A 17,501-nucleotide genomic window follows, 5' to 3' on the forward strand; every position below is an offset into this window, starting at 1 on the left:
GTGATGCTATGAATAGTCCACAAACACTGCCGCCAATGACGCGCGAGGCATTTGAAACCGCCTTACGTGCCAAGGGTAACTTTTACCATACGCAGCATCCTTACCACGTCGCTATGTATGAGGGACGTTGCACACCAGAGCAGATTCGTGGTTGGGTTGCTAATCGTTTTTACTACCAGATCAGTATTCCGATTAAAGATGCTGCGATCATGGCAAACTGCCCTGATCGGGATGCTCGTCGCCAATGGGTGCAACGTATTCTCGATCATGACGGATATGAGGGTGCTGAGGGCGGTATAGAAGCTTGGCTGCGTTTGGGTGAATCTGTCGGTCTCACCCGTGAGGAGATTTTGTCAGAAGAGCATGTGCTGCCGGGTGTTCGCTTTGCCGTCGATGCCTATGTGAATTTTGCTCGTCGAGCGACGTGGAAAGAGGCGGCGAGTTCATCATTAACTGAACTGTTTGCACCGACTATTCATCAGAACCGTCTTGATACTTGGCCCACTCATTATCCGTGGATAAAAGCAGATGGCTATCAGTATTTTAGAAATCGTTTAACCGAAGCACGCCGGGATGTTGAACACGGTCTACAAATTACACTGGATCACTACACCACCCGAGAACAGCAGGATCGAATGTTAGAGATTCTGCAGTTTAAGCTGGATGTGCTCTGGAGCATGCTGGATGCAATGACGATGGCTTATGAGCTGAAGCGTCCTCCTTACCATACCGTGACGGACCAGCGAGTTTACCATCGAGGGCTATCGGTATGATTGCTCACGATATGGTGCCTGCGCTGGAGAAAATGTTCCGTTTTCAGTGGGAAGAAGCGCAGCAAAGCTACGTGCTTTTATATCCAGAAGGGATGGTGAAGCTCAATGGTCCTGCGGGCGAAATTCTCGCCTTAGTTGATGGGCACAGATGCGTTTCCGATATCATTTCTCACCTAGATCAGCAGTACCCGGATGCGGGCGGTGTTGAAGCCGACGTTATCGCCTTTATGGAAGATGCGATTGTCCAGCGTTGGATTCGGAGTAGTGTATGAGCGGTAGCTGCCAACAACCGGGCTATCGGCCGCAAACCCCTTCTCATGGGCAACCCCTATGGTTGTTAGCGGAACTCACGTATAAGTGCCCGCTACAGTGTCCGTATTGTGCTAACCCAAAGGACTTTGCCGACTTCAGCACAGAGCTAACCACTGATGAGTGGTTGAGAGTATTTGAAGAGGGGCGAAAGCTCGGCGCAGTGCAGCTAGGCTTTTCTGGTGGTGAGCCTTTGGTCAGACAGGACTTAATCACCCTGATTAGTGAAGCACGCAAAATGGGGTACTACACAAACCTGATTACCTCTGGTGTCGGCTTAAATGAGCACAAAGTAGCCTCTTTTCGTGAGGCGGGGCTGGATCATATTCAGGTCAGTTTTCAGGCCAGCGACGAAAGTGTCAATAACATGTTGGCAGGTTCAGAGAAGGCGTTTCAGCAAAAGTTAAAAATGGCCAGAGAGGTTAAAGCGCAAGGCTATCCGATGGTGCTGAACTTTGTTACGCATCGACATAACATCGACCGGATTGATCGAATTATCGAGCTGTGTGTGGAGCTGGAGGCCGATTATGTAGAATTAGCGACCTGCCAGTATTATGGTTGGGCCTTTGAAAACAGAGAGCAGCTAATGCCTTCCCGTGCGCAACTAGAGCGGGCAGAGCGGATCACCAATGAATATCGAGAAAAGTTAGCAGCGCAAGGTCACCCCATCAAGTTGATATTCGTCACCCCTGACTATTATGAAGAGCGCCCTAAGCCGTGTATGAACGGCTGGGGACAAGTCTTCCTGACGGTGACTCCCGATGGTCAAGCGCTGCCTTGTCATAGCGCTCGAATGTTGCCCATTGAGTTTCCTAATGTGAGGCAGCACGCTTTGGATCATATTTGGAACGAGTCCTTCGGTTTTAATCATTTTCGTGGTTATGACTGGATGCAAGAGCCTTGTCGTTCCTGCGATGAGAAAGAGAAAGATTTTGGCGGCTGCCGCTGTCAGGCGTATATGTTGACCGGCGATGCCTGCAATGCAGACCCTGTTTGTAGTAAATCTGAGCACCACGGGTTGATCGTAGCCGCTCGCGAAGAGGCGGAAGCGCCTACTGATAAACCGCTTCTATTTCGCAACGAGCGTAATTCTCGTGTGTTCTGTAAAAGCTGAGACTGCCGCTGCGCCTCTCAGTGCTTTAACCGCTGTTTCGGGTATGAAAGAGTATGCTCAATTGGCAGTTGGCGCTGAGGGTGATCTTTATTGGGTAGAGTATCGCCCTGACCTTGGTGGACGGAATCTCTTGGTGCGTCACCAATCGGGTTTTTCTCAAACATTGACCCCAGAAGGTTTTAGCGTGGCTAGCCGGGTGCATGAGTATGGTGGCTTAAGCTGGTGTCTAATCGGTGTCGACTCATGGGTATTTGTCAATCAATCTGATCAGCAGTTATACCTTCAATCCCTCAATCATTTAAGCCCTGCGCCACTGACTAACCTTATTGATGTTCGCTATGGTGCGCCGGTACATGATCGGTACCATCATCGTGTGTTGGTAGTGGAAGAGGATCATCGCGGTGATGATGTGATTAATCGTTTGGTAGCAATTAATCTGCAAAACGGTCATCGGCACGTGCTGCATGAGGGTGAAGATTTCTACAGTGCGCCAGTTCTATCGGCGTCAGGTAAGCGGTGCCTTTGTGTCACTTGGAATCATCCCTATCAGCCATGGATAGCAACGAAGCTATTGAGTTTGTGGTTTGATGATGGTGGTAATGTAGAGCAAGCGGCATGGCTCTTGGGTGAGCATGATGATCAATCCATTATCCACCCAAGTTTTGATTCGACCGGTAGGGTTATAGCAATCTCTGACGAATCTGGATGGTGGAATTTATGCCGGTTCAATGAAGAAGAGCACACTTGGGAGCCTCTGTGGTCCGTTCAAGCGGATTGCGCGACAGCACCTTGGCAGTTGGGTGGGAAGCCTTATCAGATTGTGGGTGAGGATATTTTCATCGCAAGACTGCATCGAGGGGCAATGGCGCTTTTACGTATACATCAGGGAGAGCCTGTACAAGCGTATGCTGCCGAGTACACGCACTTTCGGGGGTGGAGTGCGGATAGTGGCCATCTCTATATGGTTGTTGCTTCCCCAACCTGTCTACCTAAGATCGTCTCTATTGATATTGCGACAGGCGCTATTGCAGAGATTGCTCCTTCTGCGATGGCAATCTCGCCTATCAGTGAGCCACAGTATTTAACCTTTCCGGTAGCAGGTGAGGAAGCATATGGCTATTTTTATCCTGCTAACACTCACGATAGTCAACCATCACCGGTTGTGTTTTTCTTGCATGGTGGGCCAACCGCCTGTAGCTATCCTGTTTTGAATCCACGTATTCAGTATTGGACGCAACAGGGTTTTGCTGTGCTGGATTTAAATTACCGAGGTAGTAGCGGTTACGGTCGAGCCTATCGTATGAAGCTCCATAAAGCGTGGGGGCAGGTGGAGGTAGACGATGCGTTGGCTGCACTGGCGTATCTGATTGAGCGGCGCTTGGTCGATCCTGACAGCGCGTTTATACGAGGTAGCAGTGCGGGTGGATTTACGGCTTTGATGGCTTTGGCTTTTGGAGATCAGTTTGCAGCAGGGGCAAGCCTTTATGGGGTAACTGACCCGCTGGTTTTAGCAAAAGGAACTCATAAGTTTGAATCCCATTATCTTAGCTGGCTTATGGGTGATCCTGAAACAGAGCGTGAGAACTATCACGCGCGGGCCCCTATCCATCATGTAGAGCGTATCAATAAGCCTGTTATCTTCTTTCAGGGTGGGCAGGATAAAGTGGTGCTGCCTGAGCAGACCGAGCGCCTTGTAAAGGCGCTACAGGAGAAACAGGCGGATGTTGAATGTTATATCTATGACGATGAAGCCCATGGTTTTCGTGATGCGAGTAACCTTGCTGATGCTTTAGAAAAGGAGCTGAAGTTTTATCGTAAAATTATCAGCTCATCTTCTTAAGATAGTTACTCACCATCTGTTTAAATGCCTTCCGATCCTTACCTTCTATTTCCGTCATAATAGGTATATCAGCACTCATCGCATTGACGGGCCGATTGTTAATATGCAGCTCATAGTGCAGATGAGCCCCGGTTGAGCGGCCAGAGTTCCCTGAGAGTGCAATTTTTTGACCACGAGAGACACTTTGCCCTTTGCGTACTAACGCTTTCTTTAAATGCAGATAACGGGTTTGGTATTTTTGCCCATGTTTTATCTTTATATAAAGGCCAGCGTAGGCATGCTTTTTCACTTCGGTAACGACACCATCGCCTGTAGATAGCACCGGTGTGCCAATAGGTGTGCCAAAGTCAGTACCGTTGTGAGGACGAATTAAGCGGGTAACTGGGTGGCGGCGTCGTGGATTGAAGTTAGAGGTAATGCGGTATTTTTTCGCCAGAGGAAAGCGAGAGAATGCGCGCTCTAGGCCAACACCGTTTTTGTCATAGTAGCTATCGTTATAGAGAAAAGCGGTGATCTCGCGTTTTTGATTTAAAATACGAATACCTTCTACACGGGTTTCGCCTGTTTCCAGCCCTTTTACCATCTGCTTGGAGCGGATAATCTGAAAGCTATCCCCCAGTCTGAATCCTTTATTAAAGTTGATCTTCTCTTTGAGTAAAGAAGACAGCTCCATAATCTCGCCTGCGTTGAGCCCTGCACGTTGAGCTGAGAGATAAAAGCTGCCTTTTACATCTCCGGTTAGTGTCTCTTGCTGCCAAGTGCCAGGTAGCAATACCTCTTTATATTCAAAGCCACCTCCGTCTATGCGCTGGTAAGTAACTTTATGAGCTAGGTTAAACTCTATTTCTAAACGCTCTAGCTGTTGTCGGTCATGGCTCATCCAGAACCTTAAGTGGTGTCCTGGACGGAGGGTGTCCAAAGCTAAAATCGCCAAATCTGTTTCCAGAATCTCATACATGGTGGATTGAGGAATGCGCACCTGATCAAAAATGTAACCGAGGGTGTCGCCCTTAGCGATGGTATAAAAGTAATCTTCAAGTGCTAACGTTGAGCTGTTAGGAGCCTCCTCTAACAAGTCAGAGGGAGTGGTGGTTATATTAGGAAACGTTAGGGTGACGGGAGAATTTCGTTCTCCGGTAAAAAGGATAAAGAGTACTAAAGCGGTTAGTACTAATGATAAAACTTTGTGAAAAGAGGGTAGCCGGGACCAGAAAAGATCGGCATACATAATAATCTGGCGCATGAGACCCGAAACCGTGAAATGCTGTATATAAGCGGGCTAAGGTAGCTGATTGTGGACACGATGCCAAGTTGCAACGATGATTATTCTTTCATATCTGGCGAGGTGATGGGCTTGGGCGCTTTAAAAGCAAGGCATGTTCGCGCAAAATACCGAACAATACAGAGATATTAGCGACAATTTAATGAAAAAACATTTTATTTTAGGCTACGGCAGTTTGATTAATAGTCGTAGCCGTGCGGTGACGGGTAGAACCGGAGAGGTCATTCCCGTAAAAGTGACAGGCTTCAAACGGTACTGGTCGGTAATGTCGCCAGATTTTGGCATGAGCTCAGTAGCTGTGGTTGCTCAGGAAGACGCCGCCTGTAACGGCGTCCTTGTTGAGGTGCCCGCCGAGGAATTGCCTAGCTTTGATCAACGAGAGGCAGGATATCAACGTGTCGAAATACCTGCCGAGCGGATGCATACTTACTGTGGTCGTGAGTTGCCAGAAGGCCAGATTTGGATCTATCAAGCCAATACAATTGTTAATCCCACTCCTGTTTGTCCTATTGCACTGAGCTATGCCGATGTGATTTTGGCTGGATGTTTTGAACATGGTGAGACCTTTGCTTATGAGTTTCTTGAGCAAACCTATGGATGGCATCACCCATTGGTTAATGATCGCCAGCAGCCTCGTTATCCGCGTGTTCAGCCTGAGCTTCACGAAGAGATCGATAAGCTCAATACCATGGTGGCTAAGGTCGCTAAGCTAAGTAATGATGAGTTATCCCTGTCTTATCAAGTGTTGATTAGCTCCTCCGTCTCGCATAGTGGGTCGGACCAATAGTTGTGAGACTAAAGTAGTGTGTTAAATGGGTCGAGCGAAGCACAGACGGCGTTCCGTTATTCTTTGATAATGGTCTCATCTTCGCCATCCCTGGCAATCTGTCGGTATGTGGACTTGCTGACACTCTTCTCGCCCGTCTCTGTACGGGCTTTTTTTATGATTGGTAAGACAAGATTCATCCCAATCCGGTATGCTCACTAGCGTAACCCTAACCCTTGATATTAAATTCTAAAGAGAAATCACCATGGCAGGATCAAGCTTATTAGCCCTAATCGACGATATCGCAACGTTGTTGGACGATGTGGCCGGGATGACCAAAGTGGCTGCACGAAAAACGGCAGGTGTGCTAGGGGACGACTTAGCTCTGAATGCCGAGCAAGTATCCGGGGTTAAAGCGGATCGAGAACTCCCTGTTGTATGGGCGGTGGCTAAAGGCTCCTTAGTGAATAAAACGATACTGGTGCCAGCGGCTTTGGCGATCAGTTATTTCATTCCATGGTTGATTACGCCATTGCTGATGCTTGGTGGTCTGTTTCTCTGTTTTGAGGGGTTCGAAAAGCTAGCCCATAAGTATCTGCACAGCGCGGAGGAAGATGAAGCACACCGCGCCGAGCTAAAGGCCGCTGTGGATAACTCTGAGGTGGATATGGTGGCCTTTGAAAAAGATAAAATAAAGGGGGCCATTCGCACAGACTTTATTCTATCGGCAGAGATTATTGTGATCACCTTGGGCACGGTAGCCGGTGCGACCTTATTAACTCAGCTATCGGTGCTGGTGGGTATTGCATTAATTATTACCGTTGGCGTATATGGCCTTGTAGCCGGTATTGTCAAATTGGATGATGCAGGCTTGTACCTGACCCGTAAGCCGGGTGAAGGAGCATGGGTAGATTTTCAAAGAGGGTTTGGGCGGCGTATCTTGATTGCAGCGCCTTGGTTAATGAAAACCCTAGCTGTTGTGGGTACTGCCGCGATGTTTATGGTCGGTGGCGGCATATTGACCCACGGTATTGAGTATTTACATCATGCTATAGCCAGTGCTGCTCAAAGTGTTGCTGCATGGCCAGTTGTTGGCGGATTTTTAAGCGTGTTAACGCCTACGCTTCTTGATGCTGTTGTGGGAATTTTAGCTGGTGCGGTTGTGCTGATTATTATCACATTAGGCAAGAAAGTATTTTCTAAAAGCGCTACCGCTTAACGCATGAAAAAAGGACAAGGTTCCGCGAAGGGGTGCCGAACCTTGTCCTGTGGTGCGTTACCAGGTCAGTACAGCACCCAGAGCGATTGTGTCCGTTTCGCGAGTATCACTTTCCGTACGATCATATTCGGCAACCAGCTTCAGGTTGTCATTGACAGTGTGGAACCAAGCCACTGCTGTATTTTGCGCATCCAGATCGTTAGCACCGGATGCCGTACCGCCTGAATTCTCACCATAAGAGACAACCAGGCGCTCACTGCCTATGGTGTAGGCGGCTTGTACCAAGTAGCCATCTACATCTGCGTTATCGGATGTGATGAGGTTAGCAAGACCCGCTGTGCCTACACCGGTTGCATTGAACCCAGATGCAGTGACCGACAAGCCGGAGAACTTAACATTCACACCATATGCAAAGCCGTTGGAGTCGATATCTCCTGAGCTTTGTGTCATGCCGCTGACCCATGCCTTAATGGGCAGATCTTCACTTAACTGTGTCTCAAACGTCAGTTCTGCCTCCAGACGAGGAGCGCTTTCTTCAGATCCGGCAGAGGATTTGCTAGGGTCCATTAAACCCACGGCTAGTTGAAAACCATTCTGCTTGGGCGTTCTATAGGTGATCTGAGCATTTGGGAATGGGTAAAGGTAGCCTGTGCCAATGTTACCAAATGAGACGTTGGCACCATCAACTAAGCCATCAGAGCCTACCTGACCATAGCCTAATAGCAGCTCATCACCTAGGATATTACTGCGGCCAAACAGAGAGAAATCTTTACCGACCAGTACCTGGCCCCAATCAGCGTCTACCGTACCGTAGAACTGACGAACATCGATCATTGAATCGGTCAGGTTGGTGTTGGCATCGTTTATGGAAACCCAGAAAGAGGAGCGTGCGCCTACTTTTAAGCCATCTACCTCTTTATTGAAGTTGAAGCCGATCCAGTTAGGCAGGAAGCCCATTTTTACGCGAGACTGGTTACGATCCAATGCGTTGTTATCATCATCGACATTACTGTGAACGTAAAATGTGTTGATCAAGCCATCAGTGGTAAACTGTGTATCGTTTTGATCATATAGAGTCAGGCCTGCGGATGCTTGCGTGCTCAGGCCAGCTGCGACGGCCAGTGCCAAGTATTTTAAGCGGTTCTTATTATTCATGGGATCCCCGTTGATTCTTAGTGTTTACAAGACCTCTTCATGATCGGGGTTGGGATAAATTCCCGGAATGCCTCTTTGGCGCCAATTACTTAAAACCATGGCGTTGTTGCCCCTCTGTTCCAAAGCGGGGCGCCACAGGTCTCTGCTACCTTGCTGCTGGTAGGTTAATCCCTGTCTTACGCCCATGGAGGGATCTGCAGTCGTACGCTTTTTGTGCGGATGCAGCAGTTGGGAGCAAACCGAGCGTTAATTGAAAAAGGCAGGTAAACTCCTTATTCTCATGACAGTCTGAAGAGGCTACATGCGAACTATAAAAACAATAGCGGGTCGCTTTGATGAGCACAGAAACGTCTACTCTACGAAAATTTGTATCCCCCGAAATCATCTTTGGTGCAGGTGCCCGCCACGCTGTCGCTAACTATGCCAATACCTTTGGGGCTCGCAAGGTGTTGATCGTATCCGATCCGGGAGTTGTTGAAGCTGGCTGGTTAACGGACGTCATTGCAAGTCTGGAATCGCAGGATATTGATTATGCCTGCTTCGCTGATGTGTCACCCAATCCCCGTTGTGAAGAGGTGATGGCAGGGGCTGCTTTTTACCAAGAGCAAGGCTGTAATGTCATCGTTGCTGTAGGTGGCGGTAGCCCAATGGATTGCGCTAAAGGGATTGGTATTGTCAGTGCTCATGGTCGCCATATTCTGGAGTTTGAGGGAGTCGATACCATTGATGTGGCAATCCCTCCGCTTATTTTTATCCCCACTACCGCGGGGACATCGGCGGATGTATCGCAATTTGCCATTATTTCGGATCAAACCGAGAAAGTTAAAATCTCCATTGTCAGTAAAGCGGTGGTGCCGGATGTCTCTTTGATCGATCCAGAAACCACCATGACTATGGATGGTTTTTTAAGTGCCTGTACGGGCATTGATGCCCTTGTTCATGCTATTGAGGCGTTTGTCTCAACAGGTGCTGGGCCGCTAACCGACATGCACGCATTGGATGCGATTCGCCTGATCAACACAAACATAGCTCCACTGGTAGCTAACCCAAAAGATATGCAGCTGCGTGAACAAGTGATGCTTGGCTCGATGAAGGCAGGCCTTGCATTTTCAAATGCCATACTGGGTGCGGTTCATGCGATGTCTCACAGTTTGGGTGGGTTTCTTGATCTACCCCACGGGCTATGTAATGCCATGCTGTTAGAGCATGTGATTGACTTTAACTACAGTGAAGCGACAGACCGTTTCAAGGTGGTTGCTGAGACAATGGGAATCGATACCCGCGGACTGACGACCCAGCAAGTTAAGGCTAAGTTGATGGAGCATGTTATCGCACTGAAAATGGAAGTCGGACTCACTCAGAAGCTGGCGGAGAATGGCGTAAAAATCAGCGACATTCCGACATTATCGGAAAAAGCGCTTAAAGATCCTTGTATTCTCACCAACCCTCGCAAATCCAGTAAGCGTGATGTAGAAGTCGTTTATGAAGAAGCGCTCTGAGTCAGCCCCAACCTTTGAGGACCTTATTGGTCTGGGGAATCACTCTGCCCGCAAGAATTACTACCCTGAACTCTCTCGAAAGCTGGATGAATTAGAAGCGGAGCGAAACCGTTATAAGTGGCTGTTTGACCATGCGTTGCATGGGATCTTTCAGGCGGACCTTAATGGTCAGATTCGAGCGGCTAATCCTGCAATGGCCTCTATATGTGGTTACCGCAACGAAGCGCATTTGCAAACAGTCATCACTGATATTGGAGAACATCTGTTCGGTGATCCTCTCTGCTATCGCCAACTACTGCAGCAGTTATATCAAGATGGAAAAGTGTTTCGCTACGAAACCCAACTACGTCAGGCCAATGGCACATTAATTTATGTGTCGATGAATGTGTTGCTTAAACGCGAATCAGATGACATTACGCTTGAGGCTTTTGTACAAGACATTACTGAGCGTGTAATGGATCAAGTACGTTTGAGGCAGCTCAACGAAGAGCTGGAGGGCCGGGTGGAGGAAAGAACCTTCGCACTCGCGACGGTCAATAGTAAATTGTGGGATGAAATTCGCCAGCGTGAAAGTGCTCAGCAGGAGATGAGGCTAGCGAAAGAGCAAGCAGAAGAAGCCAATCGTAGCAAAGATAAATATTTAGCAGCGGCTAGCCATGACTTACTACAACCAATGAATGCGGCACGCCTGTTGGTTTCCACTTTGCGCGAAAGGCCAATGGCCGCAGATGATCACCATCTGGTGGAACGTATTCATGTGGCCTTAGAAGGGGCTGAGGAGCTGCTCACAGACCTGCTGGATATCTCTAAGCTGGATCAGAATGCCGTTCAGCCTGATAGAACTGCGTTTCACTTATCCCAGCTTTTGTCCGCCTTGCAAACCGAGTTTCAACCGGTTGCAGAGCGCGCCGGTTTGTCTTTTCGCGTTCGCTGCCACGATCGATTGGTGCATTCCGATGCACGGCTATTGATGCGAATTTTGCGTAATTTCGTCAGTAATGCATTTCGATATACCAATCAGGGTGGTGTGTTGGTGGGTTGCCGAGTCAAAGGTGAATCTTTAGAAATACAAGTATGGGATACCGGTGAGGGAATCCCAGATACACAAACTGACTCGATTTTTGAAGCGTTTAATCAGCTGCAACAACACCGCAACGGCCAGCGTGCGGGTGTCGGCTTAGGTCTGGCCATTGTAGAGCGCATAGCGCGTGTTCTCGAACACCCTGTCTCGGTGCGCTCTAAGCCTGACAAAGGATCTATGTTCTCCATTGCCGTTCCGCTCGCCGAGGGCGCGGAGCAGCCTTTGCCTAGAGTGACCAAGATGGCGGCAGCAAGCCACTTTCAGGATGAAGTTGTGCTGATTGTGGATAATGACCCCGATATTCTGCTGAGTATGAAAGTGTTGTTGATGCAGTGGGGCTTAACGCCGTTAACGGCTAAGGATACAGCCGCAGCATTAAACCTGTGTGAAACCCTGACGCCCGACATTGTGTTGCTTGATTACCATCTTGATAAGGGATTAACCGGTATCGATGTGCTTGAGGCGTTACGAGATCGGTTTGAGGCTATTCCTGCCGCACTCCTCACCGCTGAGCGCGCAGATGAAAGCTTAAAGCGCTTTCGGAGCATGGGCTTGCAAGTGCTGAATAAGCCCGTTAAACCCGGCAAGCTTCGTGCGCTTATTTCGCATATGTTATCGAATGAGCAACTGCGGAAAGAATTGGGTCACAAGTAGTATTTCTGCTTGCCGCTTCACTGCCTAGACTGGAAGAAGCGGCAACAGATCCAGCATAGGTACCGGTTTTATGTCACACCCAGCGATCTCTGGTTTTTCTAACCATAGCGACCCACAACAAGCAGCCGCTGAGCTGCAGCAGCAACTAAGCAGTGAATCGTTGGGATTTGTCCTGTTTTTTTGTTCGGCACAGTATGATCTTGAGCAGCTTGCTTCTGCCTTGAATCAGCATTTTCCCGATACGCCCTTGGCCGGGTGCACAACCGCGGGTGAAATTACCCCTGAGGGGTATGCGCAAGGTGCCATCAGTGCAATAGGCTTTAGCCGACAACACTTCTCAGTGCATAGTGCGCTGATTGAAGCGATGGATGATTTTCCGCTGACGTCAGCTCAGAGTGTTGTTGATCAACTGATCAGTAGTAGCCGAGAAACATTAAAAGGCCCTATTGCTGGTAACAGCTTTGTCGTTACTTTATTAGATGGTTTATCCGTTCAAGAGGAACAGGTTCTGGCCACGCTTAACTCTGCGTTGGGCAATATTCCCCATTTCGGAGGCTCAGCCGGTGATGATGTGAATCTGGCTAATACTCATATATTCATTCAGGGTGGTTTTCATAGCGGTGCGGCGGTGGTTTTACTCTTTAATACCGACTGTGACTTTGAGGTATTTACGACCCACCACTTAGAACCCTATGAAGAAAAGCTGGTTGTCACGGCAGCGGATCGAGATACGCGCCGTGTTTATGAGCTGAATGCAGAGCCTGCAGCGCAGGAGTACGCCCGCCTTATTGGCTTGGAGGTTGATCAGTTAAGCCCTAGTGTCTTTGCGCTGAATCCGTTAGCTGTAAAAATTGGTGAGGAATATTACGTCCGCTCCATCCAGAAAGTGAATAGCGATCTGAGCCTCACGTTTTATTGTGCGGTAGAGAATGGCATTGTTTTGACGCATATGAAGCGAGGTGATCTGTTAGAGAACCTGACCCAACAGCTTGACAGGATAGAGAAAAATATCGGTGAGCCTGAGTTGATCCTCGGTTGCGACTGCTTCTTGCGGCGTCTTGAAGCGGAGCATTTAGGGATAGAGGCACAAGCATCAGCCCTGTTGCGCAAGCATCACGTAATTGGATTTAACACCTACGGTGAACAGCTTGAAGGGATGCATATTAATCAAACCTTTACGGGGGTTGTTATTGGAAAGCCTTGCGATGAGTAATGCGGATGAGCTAGCAGCGCGGGTAGCTGAGCTTGAAAAAGAGAACTATAAGCTCAAGCGAATCAATCAGGCGCTCATTGAACGGGTTGAATCCAGCAATGCTCAAGGAGCAAACCCGTATGCTGCCTTTGAGCACTCTGTTGTACTGGCAGAACAGGTGCGAGAGCGAACGGAGGCGCTTAATGAAGCACTATCCGAATTAAAAACCAGCCATCGCGCCTTAAAAAATGCCAATCGACTGGCGGACCTAGCAAATCAACGAGTAGTTGATGCAATTGAGAGCATTTCCGATGCGTTTGTGCTTTTTGACAAAGAGCGGCGCATCGTTTTGTTTAATAGTAAGTTTCTATCGGTATGGGAGGGCACGGGGCAGGAGATAGCGACCGGGACGACTATACAGGATATCCGACGCTTAGCGGATGAGCATGGATTGATAGCGGAAGAATACGGCGAAACCGGTGACGGTAGTAAAGTGTTCAGACTTTCTACGGGGCAGTGGGTGCAAATGAGCGAGCGCCAGACAGCCGATGGTGGATTAGTTATTCTGTACACCGACATCAGTAAATTAAAAGCATCCGAAACAGAGCGACGTGAAGCAGAGCTGGCGAAAAAGTCGCGCATGTTGCAGCGTACGGTGGATAATCTTTCGCAAGGTGTCGCGCTGGTTAATGCCAGTGATCAGTTAGAAATATGGAACGATCGTTTCTTGGCGCTCACCGGTGTGTCCCGTGCGCTAGCGGAATCTTATCCCCCCTTTAAGGCGCTTAATTTACGGCACTATCATGATGGACGAGCCAATGGCGGCCAGTCGAATAGCTCCAGTGTGATGACCCACAACGGTCAAGTGATAGAGGTAAGGACTCATGCTATGCCGGATGGTGGGTATGTGAACACTTACACCGATATAACGGAGCGTTATCAGTATGCCGAAACACTAAAAGAGAGTGAACAGTGGATTCGCTTAATAACGGACCATGTTCCTGCGCTGATCGCTTATGTCGGCGAAGACTTGTGTTATCAGTTTACCAATAAAGTATACGATGAATGGTATGGCTGGGAGCGCGGCAAGCTATCGGGTCAGAGCATTAATCAGGTGCATGGAGGGACAGGCTTTAGAGAGTTACAGCCCTATATTCAGCAAGCTCTCTCAGGCGAAAATGTCACTTTCGAGATCGCAGAATACAACGGTGCGGGTGAAGAGCGCTATATGCTCAAATCCTATGTTCCCAACAAGGATATGGAAGGGCGTACGGTTGGTTTCTTTGTGATGATTCGAGATATTACCGAGCGACGAAAAGTCGCCTTAGAGCTGGAAGCGGCCTATCAAAACCTAGAGCACCGTGTGCGTGAGCGCACCGCTGAATTAACCGAAGTGAATCAACACCTGCGTTCAGAGATCACTGAGCGTACTCAAGCCGAAGCTCGTCTGCGCGAAGCAAAAAAAGATGCTGAGCAAGCTAACCTGTCTAAGACAAAATTCCTCGCAGCGGTGAGCCATGATCTGTTGCAGCCTCTGAATGCCGCACGCCTATTTACTGGTGCATTGGCAGAGAAGCCCTTAGGTGATGAAACCCGGCCCTTGGTCAGCGCTGTCTCTAATGCACTTGAGGATGTGGAGTCTCTGTTAGGCACGCTGGTGGATATATCCAAGCTTGATGCGGGTGTGGTAACCCCTGATCTGACAACCTTTCGTGTTGATGAACTGATCGCCAATATTGCCCATGAGTTCAGTCAGTTTGCTGTTCATGAAGGCTTACGACTCTCTTATGTGCCGTCAACGGCGGTTGTTACAACAGACTCTCAATTGCTGGCCCGTATTTTAAGAAACTTCCTCTCTAATGCTATTCGATATACTCGAAAGGGGCAGATTTTGCTGGGATGCAGGCGCAAAGCCACGGCTCTGTCTATCGAGGTGTGGGATACCGGCGTCGGTATTCCTGCTGCCCAGCTGGAGGAAATTTTCCAAGAGTTTCGACGTTTGCAGCCTCAAGAGTCAGGGCAAGATAAAGGCTTAGGGCTAGGCCTGGCCATTGTGGATAAGATTTCTGGCGTATTGGGGCATCCGATCAATGTGCGCTCTATTGAAGGTAAAGGCTCCGTGTTTTCGGTAGAAGTGCCTTATGGTGAGTTGTTACCCTACAGTGAAATCCAAGGCCCCGATTTGCTGACTCAAAGCGATGGGCTACAAGGCGCGAGAATTTGGTTAATCGATAATGACTTAACGATTTGTCAAGGTATGCAGACCCTATTAGAGGGTTGGGGGTGTGAAATCACAACAGGGTTATCAGCTCAGGATCTCTTAAGCCGGGTTGATGTGAACAGGGCGCCTGCAGATCTCTTGATTGCGGACTATCATTTGGACAATGGAAATCATGGTGTTGATGCGGCGCAACAGGTATCAGCACAGGTAGATTATGTACTACCGGTACTGATGATTACAGCGAACTACAGTAAAGAATTGAAACAAGAGATCCGCGAGCTGGGCTATTTGCTGATGAATAAACCCGTTAAGCCGCTTAAGCTAAAAACAACACTACTGCACCTGCTGCGCTAAAACGAGATGTGCTAGCGCTTTAAATACTCGCTGAAATCGATATTTCCCGCTGATAATACCGCTTGAATACGGTTATGGACATTTAGTTTGCGCAAAATGGCGGAAACATGCGCTTTTACCGTTGTTTCAGCGATGTTTAGATTATAAGCGATCTGCTTATTTGACTCACCTTTAGACATGCGCTCTAGCACTAACAGTTGGCGCCGGGTTAACGAGGATAGCATTTCCGGTGCTATGGTCTTCTCATCCGGACGCGGTTGGCGTCGCATGTCTGGATTATGGGTGCGAATAATATCGGAAGGTAAGTACACATTACCCGCCAGAATTTGGCGCAATGCGTCAGTCATTTGATCTCGGGGAGAGGATTTGGTGATAAAGCCAACAGCGCCATAGGTTATGGCTTGAAGCACAATCTGTTTATCTTCTTCGGCCGATACGATAACAACAGGAATGGTGGGTGACTCGTTACGTAGTGCGATTAAGCCGTTGAGACCATTCATGCCGGGCATGTTGAGATCTAATAAGATCAGGTCCAAGTCATCGTGTTCTTGAGTGAGTAACAACGCGCTGTCTAAGGACTCTGTTTCCAGAAGTTCACACTCTGGGAACCCCATATGAATGACGTTGATTATCGCTTCACGAAATAGCGGATGGTCATCAGCAATCAAAATTTTGTACACTCGCGTCTCCCACTCTCTTTATCATTATTGTTGTTGGGCATCCGGCCACGACTATTCCAAGGTAAAGGGTTCTGGTTTCCCCTTGACCAATACTTGATCTGCTTCTTGCCAGCCATCTGATCCGTCTCGATACCAATAGAGCTGAGAATAACCCCACTGTGCCGCCCGCTTAACCGCGTTCCAAGACATCCAACAATCTGCTGTGCAATATATCACAACCGGGAAGTCTGGATTGTTAGCTGTTAGCTTCTCCAGATTGTGGCGAAAATAGGTTTCCCAAGCGGGGTCTAACTCGCCTTGGCCAACATTGGGTGTCCATATGCTGCCTGGAATATGCAGCCTTGGCTCCTTCTCAATAAAGAGGCCGTTTTTCCATATCAGAGGCTGTACATCCAGCAGCACTGGTTTAGGTGTTGTTTTTTGCAACTCAAGCAGTTGTACCGTACTGAGTGTCTCTGCCTGATCATGGCTTGGCGGGGTTGGACTTCGGTATCGGAACAACCGGTATCCGTCAATAGAGAACAACTCACTGCTATCTTCAAATGCTTGTAACCAGTGATTGTTGGGCCCACTTTGAGCCAGCAGCGCTCCTGAAAAAAGTAAGCAGAGCCAAACGGCGATTTTTTTCATCTTATTTCACCTTTTTGACATCAGTTATTACACCGCGTCAAAGTGAATGGATGAATCCTACCATGGAGCGAAAAAACCAGTACTAAAGTACTGGTTTTTGACCGTTTGATGGGGTTAATGACGGCTGGCTAAGTAAACCCCGGCACCGACCATGATTGAGCCTGCGGTGCGGTTAAGGTTTTGCATAGCACGGTGAGAGCGGAACATCCGCCGTGCAGCGGAGGCCATCTTAGCAATCAGCATTAAGCCGAGCATGAGTGCCACTAATGTTAGCGCTGCGGCCAGCACAATATCTTGTGGGTTCAGGATGGTCAGATCCATAAAGGTCGGCAAAAATGCGATATAAAATAGAATCACTTTTGGGTTTGATGCCGAGATAAGAAAACCCTGCACAAAGCTCATCAGTCCATGTCGCGGATGTTTCTCAATGGGAGTATCGTCTAAATTAATCGGCGAGGTCCAAAGCTTCCAGCCTAAATAGCAAAGATAAGCCGCTCCTGCTAAGCGGATTACAGTGAACAGCTCGCCCCAATGCTCCGCGATGGCGGCAAGTCCAAAACAAGCCAGTACTAAGTAGATAATATCGCTGATGGTCATACCGAGCGCTAAGAGGACACACGCCCGTGCGCCCTCTGTCATCCCTTTGGCTAAAATGGCAAAAACCCCAGGACCTGGTGTAATTCCAAAGATAAAAATAGCAATGAAGAAGGTAATTGCGCTCTCTAAGGACAT

At 48.5% G+C, this 17,501-nt stretch carries 15 protein-coding genes; 10 read left to right on the forward strand and 5 right to left on the reverse strand.

Features of this window, described 5'->3' with window-relative positions; genetic code table 11:
- The first annotated feature begins 8 nt into the window (after positions 1-8).
- The 4 genes from pqqC to F0U83_RS00350 are packed head-to-tail and all read left to right on the forward strand — an operon-like array spanning position 9 to position 4,036.
- Positions 9-773, forward strand: a complete 765-nt coding sequence (pqqC, locus tag F0U83_RS00335) for a pyrroloquinoline-quinone synthase PqqC (protein WP_138985972.1) — start codon at positions 9-11, stop codon at positions 771-773.
- Positions 770-1,045 (forward strand): pyrroloquinoline quinone biosynthesis peptide chaperone PqqD, encoded by a 276-nt coding sequence (gene pqqD / locus F0U83_RS00340; RefSeq protein ID WP_138985973.1) that lies wholly within the window; start codon positions 770-772, stop codon positions 1,043-1,045. The genes pqqC and pqqD overlap by 4 nt, the downstream gene beginning before the upstream one ends.
- Positions 1,042-2,196, forward strand: coding sequence for a pyrroloquinoline quinone biosynthesis protein PqqE (gene pqqE / locus F0U83_RS00345; protein WP_138985974.1), 1,155 nt, complete (start codon positions 1,042-1,044; stop codon positions 2,194-2,196). Before pqqD ends, pqqE begins: the two co-directional genes overlap by 4 nt.
- On the forward strand, positions 2,177-4,036 hold the full coding sequence (locus F0U83_RS00350; RefSeq protein ID WP_138985975.1) for an alpha/beta hydrolase family protein: 1,860 nt from the start codon (positions 2,177-2,179) through the stop codon (positions 4,034-4,036). The genes pqqE and F0U83_RS00350 overlap by 20 nt, the downstream gene beginning before the upstream one ends.
- Here the strand turns inward: F0U83_RS00350 and F0U83_RS00355 are convergent.
- Positions 4,020-5,279, reverse strand: coding sequence for a peptidoglycan DD-metalloendopeptidase family protein (locus F0U83_RS00355; protein ID WP_246077568.1), 1,260 nt, complete (start codon positions 5,277-5,279; stop codon positions 4,020-4,022). The two genes, F0U83_RS00350 and F0U83_RS00355, sit on opposite strands and share 17 nt — an antisense overlap.
- Positions 5,280-5,460: 181 nt before the next feature.
- Here F0U83_RS00355 and F0U83_RS00360 point away from each other — a divergent pair, with 181 nt between their 5' ends.
- Complete coding sequence (locus F0U83_RS00360; protein WP_246077570.1) at positions 5,461-6,105, forward strand: gamma-glutamylcyclotransferase; 645 nt, start codon at positions 5,461-5,463, stop codon at positions 6,103-6,105.
- Between the two features lie 244 nt (positions 6,106-6,349).
- Positions 6,350-7,303: a DUF808 domain-containing protein gene (locus F0U83_RS00365; RefSeq protein ID WP_138985977.1), complete on the forward strand. Its 954-nt coding sequence runs from the start codon at positions 6,350-6,352 to the stop codon at positions 7,301-7,303.
- 57 nt (positions 7,304-7,360) lie between these two features.
- Here the strand turns inward: F0U83_RS00365 and F0U83_RS00370 are convergent, their stop codons facing one another.
- A complete protein-coding gene (locus tag F0U83_RS00370) occupies positions 7,361-8,458 on the reverse strand; it encodes a porin (protein WP_138985978.1) in 1,098 nt (365 codons plus the stop codon).
- 335 nt (positions 8,459-8,793) lie between these two features.
- On the opposite strand from F0U83_RS00370, the gene ercA reads away from it, so the two are divergent.
- From ercA to F0U83_RS00390, 4 genes are all read left to right on the forward strand, one after another.
- Positions 8,794-9,957 carry an alcohol dehydrogenase-like regulatory protein ErcA gene (gene ercA, locus F0U83_RS00375; RefSeq protein ID WP_138985979.1) on the forward strand — a complete coding sequence of 388 codons (1,164 nt, stop codon included), beginning with the start codon at positions 8,794-8,796 and terminating at the stop codon, positions 9,955-9,957.
- Positions 9,941-11,692, forward strand: a complete 1,752-nt coding sequence (locus tag F0U83_RS00380; RefSeq protein ID WP_138985980.1) for a PAS domain-containing hybrid sensor histidine kinase/response regulator — start codon at positions 9,941-9,943, stop codon at positions 11,690-11,692. Before ercA ends, F0U83_RS00380 begins: the two co-directional genes overlap by 17 nt.
- Before the next feature lie 70 nt (positions 11,693-11,762).
- The gene (gene nosP / locus F0U83_RS00385; RefSeq protein ID WP_138985981.1) at positions 11,763-12,905 is read left to right on the forward strand and encodes a nitric oxide-sensing protein NosP; all 1,143 of its coding nucleotides are present in this window, start codon (positions 11,763-11,765) and stop codon (positions 12,903-12,905) included.
- On the forward strand, positions 12,898-15,459 hold the full coding sequence (locus F0U83_RS00390; RefSeq protein ID WP_138985982.1) for a hybrid sensor histidine kinase/response regulator: 2,562 nt from the start codon (positions 12,898-12,900) through the stop codon (positions 15,457-15,459). Before nosP ends, F0U83_RS00390 begins: the two co-directional genes overlap by 8 nt.
- 11 nt (positions 15,460-15,470) lie before the next feature.
- Here the strand turns inward: F0U83_RS00390 and F0U83_RS00395 are convergent, their stop codons facing one another.
- From F0U83_RS00395 to F0U83_RS00405, 3 genes are all read right to left on the reverse strand, one after another.
- Positions 15,471-16,139 carry a response regulator gene (locus F0U83_RS00395; RefSeq protein WP_138985983.1) on the reverse strand — a complete coding sequence of 223 codons (669 nt, stop codon included), beginning with the start codon at positions 16,137-16,139 and terminating at the stop codon, positions 15,471-15,473.
- A gap of 51 nt (positions 16,140-16,190) precedes the next feature.
- Positions 16,191-16,769: a PQQ-dependent catabolism-associated CXXCW motif protein gene (locus F0U83_RS00400; RefSeq protein WP_138985984.1), complete on the reverse strand. Its 579-nt coding sequence runs from the start codon at positions 16,767-16,769 to the stop codon at positions 16,191-16,193.
- Between the two features lie 114 nt (positions 16,770-16,883).
- On the reverse strand, positions 16,884-17,501 hold the full coding sequence (locus tag F0U83_RS00405; protein ID WP_138985985.1) for a LysE family translocator: 618 nt from the start codon (positions 17,499-17,501) through the stop codon (positions 16,884-16,886).

The organism is Neptunomonas concharum (assembly GCF_008630635.1).
Lineage (GTDB): Bacteria > Pseudomonadota > Gammaproteobacteria > Pseudomonadales > Balneatricaceae > Neptunomonas > Neptunomonas concharum.

Excerpts from the sequence above, each read along its gene's own strand:
- pqqC (WP_138985972.1), top strand. The coding sequence starts at position 9 with ATGAATAGTCCACAAACACTGCCGCCAATGACGCGCGAGGCATTTGAA.
- pqqD (WP_138985973.1), top strand. The coding sequence starts at position 770 with ATGATTGCTCACGATATGGTGCCTGCGCTGGAGAAAATGTTCCGTTTT.
- pqqE (WP_138985974.1), top strand. The coding sequence starts at position 1,042 with ATGAGCGGTAGCTGCCAACAACCGGGCTATCGGCCGCAAACCCCTTCT.
- F0U83_RS00355 (WP_246077568.1), bottom strand. The coding sequence starts at position 5,279 with ATGCGCCAGATTATTATGTATGCCGATCTTTTCTGGTCCCGGCTACCC.
- F0U83_RS00360 (WP_246077570.1), top strand. The coding sequence starts at position 5,461 with ATGAAAAAACATTTTATTTTAGGCTACGGCAGTTTGATTAATAGTCGT.
- F0U83_RS00365 (WP_138985977.1), top strand. The coding sequence starts at position 6,350 with ATGGCAGGATCAAGCTTATTAGCCCTAATCGACGATATCGCAACGTTG.
- F0U83_RS00370 (WP_138985978.1), bottom strand. The coding sequence starts at position 8,458 with ATGAATAATAAGAACCGCTTAAAATACTTGGCACTGGCCGTCGCAGCT.
- ercA (WP_138985979.1), top strand. The coding sequence starts at position 8,794 with ATGAGCACAGAAACGTCTACTCTACGAAAATTTGTATCCCCCGAAATC.
- F0U83_RS00380 (WP_138985980.1), top strand. The coding sequence starts at position 9,941 with ATGAAGAAGCGCTCTGAGTCAGCCCCAACCTTTGAGGACCTTATTGGT.
- nosP (WP_138985981.1), top strand. The coding sequence starts at position 11,763 with ATGTCACACCCAGCGATCTCTGGTTTTTCTAACCATAGCGACCCACAA.
- F0U83_RS00390 (WP_138985982.1), top strand. The coding sequence starts at position 12,898 with ATGAGTAATGCGGATGAGCTAGCAGCGCGGGTAGCTGAGCTTGAAAAA.
- F0U83_RS00400 (WP_138985984.1), bottom strand. The coding sequence starts at position 16,769 with ATGAAAAAAATCGCCGTTTGGCTCTGCTTACTTTTTTCAGGAGCGCTG.
- F0U83_RS00405 (WP_138985985.1), bottom strand. The coding sequence starts at position 17,501 with ATGTCCTTAGAGAGCGCAATTACCTTCTTCATTGCTATTTTTATCTTT.